Source organism: Gottfriedia acidiceleris, assembly GCF_050457485.1.
GTDB lineage: Bacteria > Bacillota > Bacilli > Bacillales > Bacillaceae_G > Gottfriedia > Gottfriedia acidiceleris_D.
In genome coordinates this window covers 75,183-88,057 of record NZ_JBCMJM010000010.1, presented here as the reverse complement: position 1 = coordinate 88,057, position 12,875 = coordinate 75,183, and the positions used below count along the sequence as shown (strand labels likewise).

Below are 12,875 nucleotides of genomic sequence, written 5' to 3'. Positions count from 1 at the left end.
TTTCTAGTATGGGTTAAAAAAACTTTAACATTCGTTACTTAATTTTTATCGAATTTTTAATTTATCGCTCAGAACGAAACTCCTCAAATGATGTAATCAGTACTTCACGAGGTTTACTTCCATTTTGATTCGATACGATCCCATGATCAAACATTAGGTCAATTAATCTAGCTGCACGGTTGTATCCAATTCGAAAACGTCTTTGTAACATTGAAACAGAGGCACCTTTTTGATCAATGACAAACTCTACCGCTTCTTCGAAAAGTTCATCATCAACATCCTGTGCATCCGCTTTTGCTACAAGTTCCTCTTGGTTAAATAAGTAATTCGGTTTTTGTTGGTCTTTAACAATCTCTACAACATGTTCGATTTCATCATCCGAAACATAAACGCCTTGTAATCGAATTGCTTGAGATTTTCCATTATCTAAGAATAACATATCTCCACGTCCAAGTAACTTTTCAGCTCCGCCAATATCAATAATTGTTCTAGAATCTACTTGTGAAGATACTGTAAACGCGATACGTGTCGGTATATTTGATTTAATTATGCCGGTAATGACATCAACTGAAGGTCTTTGAGTTGCAACTAATAAATGGATTCCGCATGCTCTCGCTTTTTGGGCAATACGACAAATATAAGTTTCTACATCCCCAGGAGATACCATCATTAAGTCCGCTAATTCATCAATAATAATGACTAAGTATGGTAACTCATCATTATAAGCACCTTTTTTCTTCGCTAAATCATTAAATCGCTTAATATCTCTTGCCCCAGCATGAGCAAATAAATCATAACGTCGATCCATCTCATCACATGCCCACTTTAAAGCAGCAGTAGCGGCTCTAGCGTCAGTAATAACTGGCGAAATAAGATGTGGAATATGATTATACGGTGCAAGCTCAACCATCTTAGGATCGATTAAAATTAATTTCACTTCATGAGGTTTCGCTTTGTATAAAATGCTAACTAAAATTGAATTAATACATACACTCTTTCCAGATCCTGTTGCCCCGGCAATTAACCCGTGTGGCATTTTTGAAATATCTGCATAGACAGGCTCTCCACCTATATCAAGTCCTAGTGCAACAGTTAAAGGTGACTCGCTTTGCAAAAATTTATCCTGACTAACTAATTCTCTTAAGTAAACAGGCTTACTTTCTTTATTCGGTACTTCAATGCCTATTGCACTTCGACCAGGAATCGGAGCTTCAATTCGAATATCTCTAGCTGCTAAGCTCAATTTAATATCGTCTTGTAAATTCGTTATTTTATTTACTTTCACGCCAGGCTCAGGCTGTACTTCGAAACGAGTTACTGTTGGACCTTGAGTTGCGGCGATTACTCTAGCTCCTACATTAAAATTATGTAATGTTTCTTGTAGTAGTTGCTTTTGATCTTCAACCCAATCCCCATCATTAAATTGTTCTATTGGGGGTTCAACTAATAAATCTAATTCTGGCAATTCATAAAGTACTGGTGGTTGTTCATCTAAACTTTGAGGTTCATCAGTTTGAACAATCTGATTTTTAGTCTCTAAAGTTAAATTCGTATCTGTATTACTTTCTTCAGTTTCGAGAACTGGCTGATCATGAATTACTTCAGAAGTATGTTCATGAGTATTTGCTTCAGCAATTATTTTACTTGGTTGAACTTTCTCTGAAGATAAGATTTCACTTTGTTCAGATAAACTATCATTCTCGATCAACTGTTCATTTTGTTTTATCTCGACTTCTTCATTTACCTTTTCTACTGTTGCAGCAGATTCATTTTGCAATTCACGAAGTTGTCTCATTATATTTGCTTTTCTTGAAGCCTCTACATCACTTCGAAGCATCATTACATTAAAAGGAAAATGGCGTTTTTTCTGACGTTTCTCGATTGGATTAGGTTCAGATTCTTCTTTATTAGCTTCATTTTCAGTCTTTATCTGTTCATTAGAATTTGTAACCGCATGTTGATTAATTTCAACGGATTCTTCTACTTTAGATTCTACAGTTGAATTTTCATGCTGTACCGCTTCTTCCTTAATCTCTTTAAGATTCACATCTGACTCGTATGTCAATTCCGACTCAACATCATTCTCTTCATTATTTTGAACGAGATCAATACCTTTGTCTTCGTTTTCATCAACTTGGACCAAAGTTTCAACATTGTGATCATTCGACTCATTTTGTTCAATGTTGTCTTCCAAATTTAGATTAACAAGGTTCTGTTCATCGTTTTCTCTATCTTCTTTAATGGAAGCTGGAACCGACTCATGAATAAATACTTCAGGCTGTGCTTCTTCAATCTCAACTTCAGCCTCTGTTTCAATTTTAAGGGTTTCAAGCTGTACAACTTCATCTTTCACTTCTACTGCTGGTTCAATTTGAAGGGCTTCATGCTGTACAACTTCATTCGTCTTGTCATCTTCAGCTTCTAAATCTTGATAATTCTCTACAACTCCAATTTCATGAGTTTCAAGTTGTACTTCTACATCTTTCACTTCTACTGCTGTTTCAATTTGATGGACATCATGCTGTACAATTTCATTCTTCGCTTCAACCTCAGCTTCTAAATCTTCAATCTTCTTCTCTTCAGCTTCAATTTCATGAGTTTCAAGTTGTATATCTTCAACTTTCAACGAAGATTCTATTTCATTATGATGTACTACAGCTTGTAAATATTCATTTTCAACTTGATTAGCTGCAGCTTGAATTTCTTCTTTTTCTAGTAGATTTAACACTTCAATTTTTTCTTGATTTTGATTGCCGATACTTTCTTTTTCCAAAGTGTCGATTTCAACTTTTTCAAACGAATTTTCAAGTACATTATTAATTTGAGAAGCTTCAACTCTCATTTCTTCTTTAGTTGAAGAAATGTCAGAATCTGTAGCATTTTCTACCTTTATCGGAGGCTTTTGATAACCATAAATTGGTGAAATATATTCACTTGGTCGAAATGGTGTTTTTCTTTTTGGACGAAATACAATATCGACCTTTTCTTCTTTTTCTTCTTTTTCTACTTTTACTAGTTCTTCTTCACTTTTTGAGACCTGATTTTTTTCAAGTCGACTAGATAAATTACTTTTATCGAATTGATTATTTTGAAAAGTATTGCTTACAAAGTTATTACTCTGGTTATATGTAGGTTTATATTCTTTATTTAATTTGTTTGGTGACTTATTCAAAATAACATTATTTTTTTCTTGTTTAAAAACTGGTTCAATTTTTGCTTCCTTTATCGGCTTTGGTGATGGTAATTCTTCATCTAATTCAATTGGAAATCTAAATTTTGGACGCTCATGTAAAGCGTTTCTCTTTTTTTCGATAGAGTGTGATTGATATACTTTCTCCTCAACAGGCTTTTCCTCAAAAGCTTCTTCAAACTCTTCTTCAATCTCATTAAGGCTATTCGCCTTAAAAAGGCTTTTTAACCAATTTTTCATTTTTCTCACTCTCTCTATTTCTTTTCATACCTTTTATTTTACCATGTGACATAATGACAAAAAACACATTATTATTACAAATTGCGCTAGTTCAATCATATTTCGATATCAAATATATCAGACTGTTGACAAACGCTCGCTTTCTTTATTGCTTCGCCTTACTGTGGTGCTCATTACCGTCTAAGGTACATCCGCTCCTCATCTGGCTTCGCGCCTCGAAAGACAAGCGCTTGCATTCAGCCTGACATCAATTTTATTGAATTTTGTATATATACTCATTTTATGAAAATAGGGCAAATAAAAAATACTAGACCAATTAATGGCCTAGCATTTATACGAATATATATTATTTAGTTAAAAAAAGCTTTTCCAACTTCAGTATCAGCTTCAAGAACTAAGATTCCTTTTTCTTGTGGAGCGTCAGGTAAATCAAGTTCACGTGCAGAGCAAATCATACCGAATGAATCCACTCCACGTAAATTAGCATCCTTAATGACTAATCCTGATGGCATTACTGCACCAACTTTTGCAACAACAACCTTTTGTCCTTGTTCAACATTCGGTGCACCACAAACAATTTGTAATGTATCTGTTCCAACGTCAACTTTGCAAATATTTAATTTATCAGCATTTGGATGTTTTTCTTTTTCGATTACATATCCAATAACGAATTTAGGTGAAAGGTCTAATACTAATGTATCTTCAAATCCTTCTTTTGCTAGTAATTCATTTACCGTATTAACAATGTGTTCAGTAATCGTAACGATACCATTTTCTTGAACATCTACATAAGTAGATGCCTCAAACACATTAATAGCAACTGTTTCATTCGTAACTGCACTATATACGCGTGCAATATTCCCTTTACGTTCAACTTTACGATCTTCTGATGGAATTTGTTTTAATGTAATTAATAGCGTATCGCCGATTCCTTCTTTGTTATAAAAAATATTCACTTATTTCTTCCTCTCTATTGCTTCTTTTGTTTCCCTAAAATAAATACTGGCATTAGCTTCTCATTTTCGTAAGCAAATGACAATGATGTTATTGGTATTTTCCCACTTGCAAAGAAACTCATATTCATTTGCGCCATTATATCATAACCTATGTTATTTCGAATGTCTGCAAGGATTAGTACATCTCCATGAGGAATTCCTACTAATAATTCACCTTTTACTTTTGATTGAATTTCTTTTATAAAAGTACTGTTTAGTACTCTACTCGCATCGTATCCATCATTTGTACGTACAAAATAAAAAGTATTTTCTGCAACAATATCTTCTTTTACTTGAACAGGCATTTTTCTTAAATTAAATAAAGCAATAGAATGGAGTTGCTCTTTTGTATAACCTGACTTTACTAATAATTTTTCATCAATAAGTTGATACGTTTTTTCTGAATCAATAGCATAGTAAATTCTAGTTTCTGCAGTATGCTCATCAGTTACAAATAAATTTCCTTCTTCCTTTTCAGTCGGAAACGATGTAGCTCGAATAACTGGTCGAATTTGTTCTTCAAGAAATACAGTTTCAGAGTGCATAGCAGAAAGTGCTTCTTTTATATAATAAATTAATTCATTAAATGCCTCTTCACCTTCAGCTTCATACTTTGCTACTGCACTATTTAAAGAGACACTCATCCCCTTATTACTTTCAATCCCTTCAATTCGAAGGTCTTCTTTTTCACGATCATAGATAAAACGCCAATCTTCGTTTCCAAGGCGGTTTTCTATCATTTTTTTTAAGTCTAGTGTTGTTTTTTTAGCCAATTGTTTTACCTACCTTATTAGCCTCTTAATCCTTCAAGAAACTCTTCTACTTGTTCTTTTGTTTTACGATCCTTATTTACATAACGACCAATTTCTTCACCTTTATTAAACGCTACAAAGCTTGGTATGCCAAAAATATCTAGATTTTGACATAACTCAATAAATTGGTCACGATCTACATAATAAAACGTAAAATCTTTATTTTCATCAATTATTTCTTGGAAGAACATATCTAAAAATCTGCAATCTGGACACCAATCTGCTGAAAATTGGAAAACCACTTTTTCTCCTTGTTTCGCTTGTTCGAATTGTTCAACTGATGTAATTTTTTCCATTCTTTTTCCCTCGCTTAATTCGTTTTCTTTTATTTTATCTTATTTTTATCGATATGCAAAAAGGACGCCTCTCAATCGTCTTCTTCTTTTCGTTTCTTGAATTCATATTGTCCAAAAAGTAATTCACAAATATGTTCAAAGATTTCTGTCCTAGTAATTCGGCCATTTGTAAATACTCCTACTGCCCCTTCTTTACTACGTATATCTTTTTCATTCGTATATCGTTCCATTAATACAGCAAGCTCAGTTCCATTTCGTAGATCATTAATAAATTCGCTAGGTAATAAAATTTTTGCTCCGCTCGCTAGTATTACTTCATTTTCATATACAAGTGCGCCCCAGTTACAAAGGAATAATCGATCACCTTCAATGATTACTCCACCCTCCAAACCTATGCCAATATCAGATTTCCCCTCCCGTTTGGCATTATGTGCTCGATTAATCGCACCTTCCATCGTTTCACGGTCAGTCATCGGTTGGTTTGAAACATCGGACGGAACATTTAATCCCTCTACTTTAAACTGATTAAAGACTTTTTGTACCGCTCCTACTTTTGTCGGATTTAAAGAACCTATTATTATTTTCATTGCTGTAACTCCCATTCGCTGGTCTAATGTTTTATTAAGTTATTTAAATATATTTTTAATATACAATAAAAAAGACACTTTCAAAATGAAAGCATCTTAAAGTGATAACCTACTCTTTAAAAGAATGATAATATTCTATTTACTCGAGAGCTTTCAAACCATTTATCTTTGAACTACAAAAGTATCAATGTAATGATATATAGCGTGGGCAACACCATTTTCATCATTATTTAAAGTTGTTTGTGTACAAATTGCTTTGATATCTTCTTTTGCATTTCCCATTGCAACACTATATCTGACTTTTTCGAACATCGAAATATCATTATTACTGTCTCCAATAGCCATTGCCTGATCTAATGAACCATTCAGTAAAAAAACTAATTTTTCTAATGCGATTCCTTTTGACGCAAAACGACTCGTAATTTCTATATTATGCTCAGCAGAAGACACAACCATTAACTCATTACATTTATTAAACCAATCTCTAGCTGCAGCTAATTTTTTCTTATCAAACGTACAAACTAAAATATTATTCACTTCTTCATTTCGTTGTAATATTTCATTATAATGATCGACTAAAACATACCCAAACTGATCGAACTGTCTTTGTGCAACATCAACTAGTTCCTTCATTTCTTTTTCTAATTTATCTCTTTTAAGACTATTAATTTCATTTTGGAAGCTCTCTCTTCTTTCTTTAAGAGAATAAATACTTTTATCTGTAAAAACTTCAAAATAATAGTTTCGTTCATCCAACCACTTAATAATCTGTTCAGCATTAGTACTTGAAATTGTAATTGATGAGATACATTCTCCATTTTTAGAATGGATCGTTGCCCCATTTGTTCCGATTACATATGGTGATAGCCTAGATCCTTCACAAATTTTTTGAACATCAAAATACGCTCGACCTGTCGATATAACTACTTCAATACCATTTTCCAAGGCAGATTGAATTGCTTTGATATTTTCTTCACTAATTTCATTTTCGTTATTTAACAAAGTGCCGTCTAAATCTATTGCAATGAAACTCATTATTCATAGCTCCTTTATTCTAATTTGCTTTTCATCTAGTTTAGTAGTTTTCGATAATGAGAATTCACAGGGTTGCAAACTTAAAAGGACATTAACGTTGTACTCATTACGTCGTTGCCCATTTTAAAATAGTATGACCCTACGATGATCTTTCAACATTAAATGGCTATGCATAAATCCATTCGATTTCTTCTAAATTTGCATGACCATTCCATTCATCTGGAAATTCGTGATCACATACAATCACATCGACTTTTGCCAGAGCACATACTTTACAAAATGTGTCGACACCCATTTTTGAGAAATCTGTTAATAATATCACTTGCTTAGATACTTCCACCATTTTTCGAGAGACTAATGATTCATGTAAATGGTAATTACTCACTCCATTTTGAGTTGAAACACCACCAGCTGAAATAAATGCTTTATCGATATTAAATTGATCTAATAATTGTTCTGTCATACTTCCACAAATCGATTGTTGCTTTGGGTCAATAATTCCTCCAAGTAATAATATTTGTCCTGTAAATTTATTTTGATTTAATGATTCAGTTAGCAAAGATGATACTGGTAGTGAATTCGTTATGATTGTAATGTCTTTTTTATTTTCTATACCTTGAGCAAATTCAAGCATCGTTGTCCCTACATCAATTGCGATTACATCTCCATTTGAAATTAAATCTACGGCTTTATTACCAATTTTAACTTTCGCTTCCTGATTTACAGTCGTTCGTTGCATAAAAGGAGGTTCTTCATTTTGATAAACGCTTTTTATTGCACCACCATACACCTTTTTTAAAAGTCCTTTTTCCTCTAAAATCATTAAATCTCGACGAATTGTCTCTTCTGAAACATTAAACTGCTCAACTAATTCGACCACTTTAACTTTGCCCTTTTTATTCAGTTCTTTTAAAATCTCGTTTTTTCTCTCTTCAGGTAAAACAGACATTTTAGACCTCCATAATTTATAAAATAACGCATTCTTGCTTTGGTACAATAATGTTAACATGTGCCCCTTGCTGGAACATTTGTCCTCGATGGTGAAGATAGTCTATAAGGAATGAGTTTCCTTCTGATTCAACTTCATACCTCAATACATTACCTGCCATCGTAACATCTGAAACAATTCCCTTTATTCCCCAATTTTTTTGTGAATCCATTTGATGATCATCTGTAGGTACTAATTTTAATACTTCTGGACGGATCGCTACATCATTTCCAATTAATTCTGTACTACGAACAAGTTTATGGAAGACGTTCATATCGTAAACATTATAGTTTCCAATAAATTTAGCAACGAACTTATTTACAGGTGTTGTATATATTTCGGAAGGTGTTCCTGCTTGTACTACATTCCCATTATTCATCACAAAAATTCGATCAGACATTGTCATTGCTTCTTCTTGATCATGTGTTACAAAAATAGTCGTAATATCTAATTCTTGTTGAATTCTTTTTAATTCTTTTTGTAGGCTTTTTCGAATCTTTGCATCTAATGCGCTTAATGGCTCATCTAGCAATAGTACTTTTGGTTCCATAACAAGTGCGCGAGCAAGGGCAACTCTTTGTTGCTGTCCTCCCGATAATTGATGCGGGTACGATTCTTCCTTCCCTACTAAATCGACTAATTCAATCATCTTTTTTACTCTTGAATGAATGTTTTTAGCTTTTTTCATTTTTAGTCCATAGGCGATATTTTCAAATACTGTCATATTTGGAAAAAGTGCATAAGACTGAAATACCATTCCTACTTCACGTTGGCGTGGAGATAAGTTAGTTATATCTTTCCCATCTATTAATATATTTCCAACATCGACGTCTTCAAGACCAGCAATAGCACGTAATAGCGTACTTTTTCCGCATCCACTTTGTCCTAAAAGTGTCGTAAACTCCCCTTTATTTAATGTTAAAGAAATATTATTTAAGACAATTTGATTTTGATATTTCTTAGTCACTTGATTAATCGTTACATAACTCATTTAATTTCACCTTCTAATGCAGTATTTTTTAAATGATTTTGTTTTTTTAAATTAGGCAACTTTTTATTTAAAAGGATCGGCTTTTTTTTATTTCTAAACGAGAGTTTTAAGACTGTTCCAGTTAAAAGTAAAATTACTAAATAATAAGTAATAACGATGGCACTTGTTAAATGTCCACTGCTATTAAGTTTATCTCCAAGATAGATTTGAAGGGTTTCAAATCTTCCGCCTACTAGTAAATTAGCAAATGCAAATTCACTAAATAAAAGCGCTACTGATAATAAACTTGAGACTAAAATTCCCGATATAATATTTGGAAGTACAACAGTCCAAAAGGCTTGTAATTTTGTTGCGCCAAGTAATTCTGCTGCATCAACTAGTTGAACGGCATTTAGTGTTCTAAAACTATTACGAATACCTTGATACATAAATGGAAGGATTGTTATAAAATAAGCTCCAATTAATATCCACGGAGTTCCTGAAATTTGCAATGGACCATTAGAGTATAGCTTTATTAATCCAACCGCTCCTACTATAGGTGGAATACCATACGGTAGCATTGCAATTGCTTGGAGTATCCCTTCGAATTTTCGAAAATAAACCGTAATGATAAAAATCGTTGGAAGCATGATGATCACACTTAGAGAGACAGTTATGACAATTAAAAACAATGTTCGTTGAAAGGCATCAAAAAATCGTCCATCTTGAAATAATTCAATATACCAATTTATCGTATAGCTTTCGGGTAAGATTGTATGATCCCACTTACCTGCAATTGAAAATAAAAATGTACCCACAAGTGGAATTAATAAATAGATTACAAGTAATCCAACAATTATTTTAAAAAATGTTGCAGATGATTTCATCGTAAATCCCTCCTAATGCGACGCATCATTCTTTCATTAATCCACATCGCACTAATCATCGTTGTAGCTAGAAGGACTCCTAGTGCACTACCCAGTTGTGGTTTTAATGTAACATCACTCGCAACTAGAGAAGCAATTTGTAATGACAATAAATTATAATTACTACCAACTAGTGCGTAAGCTGTAGCATATGCCCCCATAGCATTAGCAAATAAAATACTAAATGTACCAACTATACTTGGTAAAAGAACTGGAATTCCAATTCGAAGCCAGAATGATATTGTTGTTCCTCCTAATAAAGCAGACGCTTCTTTCCACTGCTGTTTTACTCCTTGAAATGAAGGATAGATCAACATAATCGCAAGTGGAATTTGGAAATAAATATACACAAGTATGAGGCCAGTCCAAGAGTATAAATTAAAGTCTGCGAATAAATCCCAGCCAAGTTTTGCAAAAAGCAAAGTAAACAGACCATTATTACCAAGTAAGATAATATATGAGAATGAAAGGGGAATTCCTTCAAAATTTGAAGTCATATTAGCGATCATTAATAGACGGTTTTGTATTTTACGTGAAAACTTTGTAAAGGAATAAGCTGCTATAACAGCAATTATGATTGAAATCACAGCTGAAATAATGGAAATAACTATACTATTTTTAATAGCTTGTAAGTAAAATTTACTTTTAAATATAGTTAGATATTGATTAATTGTTAGATGAGTTCCATCATCAGCATAAAAGCTATTCTTAATCATTGCCATTAATGGCCCAATTTCAAAACCTATTACAAACAACACAAATGGCAATAGAAGAGCTAATAAGTAAATTTTATGTTTTTTTATTTTTAGCAAAACTTCTCGCTCCCTTAAATTCATTAGAGAATTGGTTAATTTTTTGCTAAAACCAATTCTCATTTCCTAAAATTCTTTATTAACAGTTAAAAGTTGGATTAACTTCTTTATATCCCGGAAGTTGATATGAAATCATTTTCATTGATGGCTCTATATTTAAGAGTTCACAAATGAGTGGTGCAAAAGCCAACTGAGGGATTACTTCCTCATAAATTCTAGGCTCAACTTTTGGACTGATGATAAATAGCGGAACATCTCTTTCACCTGCTGTTATTCCACCATGATTTCCAGTTTCACTCATTCCATGATCAGATGTTATTAATATGTGATACCCTTCTGCTATCCAAATCGGAAGAAGTTGTGCTAATAAGCTCCCTACTTTTAAAATTTGTTCACGATATTCTTTTGATTCCGAACCGTATATTTCTCCTTTTACATCTACACCTAATGGGTGAATATATAAGAAGTGAGGATCGTATTTTCTACGTAAAGCTTCTGCATCCATAAAAACATGACTATCAGGATAGTCATCATCCCAATAAAATTTTCCATTCTGAATTGCCTTTGAGTCATCATCCTGTTCACGGTCTTCAATATAATTAAATGGTGCTCGATTATATAGTTCACTTACCCAGTAATAAGAAACCGCGCCGTTTCTCAATCCATTTTCCTTTGTAATGTGAAAGAGACTTTTTTCTTTTGATAAACGAACTGCTTGATTAGACGTTATTCCGTTTTCAGATGCAGGTGTACCAGTTAGTAAAACTTCATATAAAGGACGAGAGAGACTTGGCAGCTCAGATTTCATTTTGTATAGTGCTGCTTTATTTATTTCAACTAAATGTTGAAGAAATCCAAGAGCTTCACAAGCTTTGTCATATCTCATACCATCAACAACAATTGCTATTACTTTATTTGACATTTACTAACACCTCTTCTTGCCAAATTTGTGGTAAAGTTTTTGCAGTTTTTTCCCAAGCTTTAAAATCACTTATTGGTTTTGCATTTTTGTATTCTTCTTTTGGAACCATTTTTTCTGCTACTTCTTTTGGAAGATTTACATCACGAATTGGACGAGCAAACCCTTTAGCTAAATTAATTTGTCCTTCGTCACTCAATATATATTCTCTTGTTGCCATAGCAGCATAAGGATGCTTAGCATATTTATTGATAATGGTTGTGTATCCACTGACAACCGAACCTTCAGTTGGAATAGATACATCAAATTGATTACGGTTAATTGCTTCAGCATATCCAAGTGCATTAAAGTCCCATACAAGAGCTACTTCTACTTCACCTTTTTCGATATTTGCTGGTTTGGCATCAGTTAAGCTTAAACGACCTTGCTTAGCTAACTTTTTAAAAAAGTCGATCCCTGGTTTAATATTTGTTTCATCTCCACCATATGCAATAGCTGCAGCAAGGACGGCCATTTGGTTCTGTGTTCCTCGTTGAACATCTCCAACGGTTACTTTATAATCTCCTTTTAAAATATCGTCCCAGGATTTAGGAGGGTTATCTACCAATTCTTTATTTGTCATAAAAGCAATTGTTCCTTGATATCCAACAATCCAATCGCCATTATCGTCCTTTGCCCAATCTGGTATCTCGTCCCAATATGATGTTTTATATGGAATCGTTAACTTCTTTTGTTCCGCGATTGGTCCAAAAGACATTCCAACATCTCCAATATCCGCTGTTGCATTTTCTTTTTCAGATTCCATTTTTGCAATCTCTTCTGCACTCGATAAATCTGTATCACTATGCTTCAAAGAATATTTATCATTAACTTCTTTCCAAGTTTCACCCCAATTGGCCCATGAGTCAGGCATTCCAACACTATTAATTTCCGCCTCTTTTTTAGCCTTTGTTTCAATTTCTTTAGGAGTTAATGAATTTGGATTTGATACAATTTCACTTTTCGTATCCACAGATTTTCCGCATGCTGCTAATCCAAGAACTGTCATCCCCATAAGGACAACCTGAATTGTCTTGTAACTTTTCTTTTTAATTTCGGTTTTCAT

12 protein-coding genes are annotated in these 12,875 nt (G+C 33.3%); all 12 read right to left on the bottom strand.

Features of this window, described 5'->3' with window-relative positions:
* Positions 1 to 61: 61 nt before the first annotated feature.
* The 12 genes from ABEY15_RS11975 to ABEY15_RS11920 all read right to left on the bottom strand — a co-directional run bounded on the left by ABEY15_RS11975 (position 62) and on the right by ABEY15_RS11920 (position 12,875).
* Positions 62 to 3,430, bottom strand: coding sequence for a DNA translocase FtsK (locus ABEY15_RS11975; RefSeq protein ID WP_429890289.1), 3,369 nt, complete (start codon positions 3,428 to 3,430; stop codon positions 62 to 64).
* Positions 3,431 to 3,780: 350 nt separating this feature from the next.
* On the bottom strand, positions 3,781 to 4,386 hold the full coding sequence (gene ytpR, locus ABEY15_RS11970) for a YtpR family tRNA-binding protein (protein ID WP_429890288.1): 606 nt from the start codon (positions 4,384 to 4,386) through the stop codon (positions 3,781 to 3,783).
* 14 nt (positions 4,387 to 4,400) lie between these two features.
* Complete coding sequence (locus ABEY15_RS11965) at positions 4,401 to 5,198, bottom strand: DUF1444 family protein (protein WP_429890287.1); 798 nt, start codon at positions 5,196 to 5,198, stop codon at positions 4,401 to 4,403.
* Positions 5,199 to 5,215: 17 nt separating this feature from the next.
* Positions 5,216 to 5,533: a thioredoxin family protein gene (locus ABEY15_RS11960; protein WP_429890286.1), complete on the bottom strand. Its 318-nt coding sequence runs from the start codon at positions 5,531 to 5,533 to the stop codon at positions 5,216 to 5,218.
* A 71-nt stretch (positions 5,534 to 5,604) separates the two neighbouring features.
* Positions 5,605 to 6,120: a DUF84 family protein gene (locus ABEY15_RS11955; RefSeq protein ID WP_429890285.1), complete on the bottom strand. Its 516-nt coding sequence runs from the start codon at positions 6,118 to 6,120 to the stop codon at positions 5,605 to 5,607.
* Between the two features lie 162 nt (positions 6,121 to 6,282).
* On the bottom strand, positions 6,283 to 7,155 hold the full coding sequence (locus ABEY15_RS11950; protein WP_429890284.1) for an HAD family hydrolase: 873 nt from the start codon (positions 7,153 to 7,155) through the stop codon (positions 6,283 to 6,285).
* Between the two features lie 166 nt (positions 7,156 to 7,321).
* A complete protein-coding gene (locus tag ABEY15_RS11945; protein WP_429890283.1) occupies positions 7,322 to 8,104 on the bottom strand; it encodes a DeoR/GlpR family DNA-binding transcription regulator in 783 nt (260 codons plus the stop codon).
* 16 nt (positions 8,105 to 8,120) lie between these two features.
* Positions 8,121 to 9,134: an ABC transporter ATP-binding protein gene (locus ABEY15_RS11940; protein WP_429890282.1), complete on the bottom strand. Its 1,014-nt coding sequence runs from the start codon at positions 9,132 to 9,134 to the stop codon at positions 8,121 to 8,123.
* Positions 9,131 to 10,000, bottom strand: coding sequence for an ABC transporter permease (locus ABEY15_RS11935; protein ID WP_429890281.1), 870 nt, complete (start codon positions 9,998 to 10,000; stop codon positions 9,131 to 9,133). Before ABEY15_RS11935 ends, ABEY15_RS11940 begins: the two co-directional genes overlap by 4 nt.
* A complete protein-coding gene (locus ABEY15_RS11930; RefSeq protein WP_429890280.1) occupies positions 9,997 to 10,851 on the bottom strand; it encodes an ABC transporter permease in 855 nt (284 codons plus the stop codon). The genes ABEY15_RS11935 and ABEY15_RS11930 overlap by 4 nt, the downstream gene beginning before the upstream one ends.
* Positions 10,852 to 10,930: 79 nt before the next feature.
* Positions 10,931 to 11,773: an alkaline phosphatase family protein gene (locus ABEY15_RS11925; protein ID WP_429890279.1), complete on the bottom strand. Its 843-nt coding sequence runs from the start codon at positions 11,771 to 11,773 to the stop codon at positions 10,931 to 10,933.
* Positions 11,763 to 12,875 (bottom strand): ABC transporter substrate-binding protein, encoded by a 1,113-nt coding sequence (locus tag ABEY15_RS11920; RefSeq protein WP_429890278.1) that lies wholly within the window; start codon positions 12,873 to 12,875, stop codon positions 11,763 to 11,765. Before ABEY15_RS11920 ends, ABEY15_RS11925 begins: the two co-directional genes overlap by 11 nt.

Excerpts from the sequence above, each read along its gene's own strand:
- ABEY15_RS11975 (WP_429890289.1), bottom strand. The coding sequence starts at position 3,430 with ATGAAAAATTGGTTAAAAAGCCTTTTTAAGGCGAATAGCCTTAATGAG.
- ABEY15_RS11920 (WP_429890278.1), bottom strand. The coding sequence starts at position 12,875 with ATGAAAACCGAAATTAAAAAGAAAAGTTACAAGACAATTCAGGTTGTC.
- ABEY15_RS11940 (WP_429890282.1), bottom strand. The coding sequence starts at position 9,134 with ATGAGTTATGTAACGATTAATCAAGTGACTAAGAAATATCAAAATCAA.
- ABEY15_RS11925 (WP_429890279.1), bottom strand. The coding sequence starts at position 11,773 with ATGTCAAATAAAGTAATAGCAATTGTTGTTGATGGTATGAGATATGAC.
- ABEY15_RS11960 (WP_429890286.1), bottom strand. The coding sequence starts at position 5,533 with ATGGAAAAAATTACATCAGTTGAACAATTCGAACAAGCGAAACAAGGA.
- ABEY15_RS11935 (WP_429890281.1), bottom strand. The coding sequence starts at position 10,000 with ATGAAATCATCTGCAACATTTTTTAAAATAATTGTTGGATTACTTGTA.
- ABEY15_RS11950 (WP_429890284.1), bottom strand. The coding sequence starts at position 7,155 with ATGAGTTTCATTGCAATAGATTTAGACGGCACTTTGTTAAATAACGAA.
- ABEY15_RS11945 (WP_429890283.1), bottom strand. The coding sequence starts at position 8,104 with ATGTCTGTTTTACCTGAAGAGAGAAAAAACGAGATTTTAAAAGAACTG.
- ABEY15_RS11955 (WP_429890285.1), bottom strand. The coding sequence starts at position 6,120 with ATGAAAATAATAATAGGTTCTTTAAATCCGACAAAAGTAGGAGCGGTA.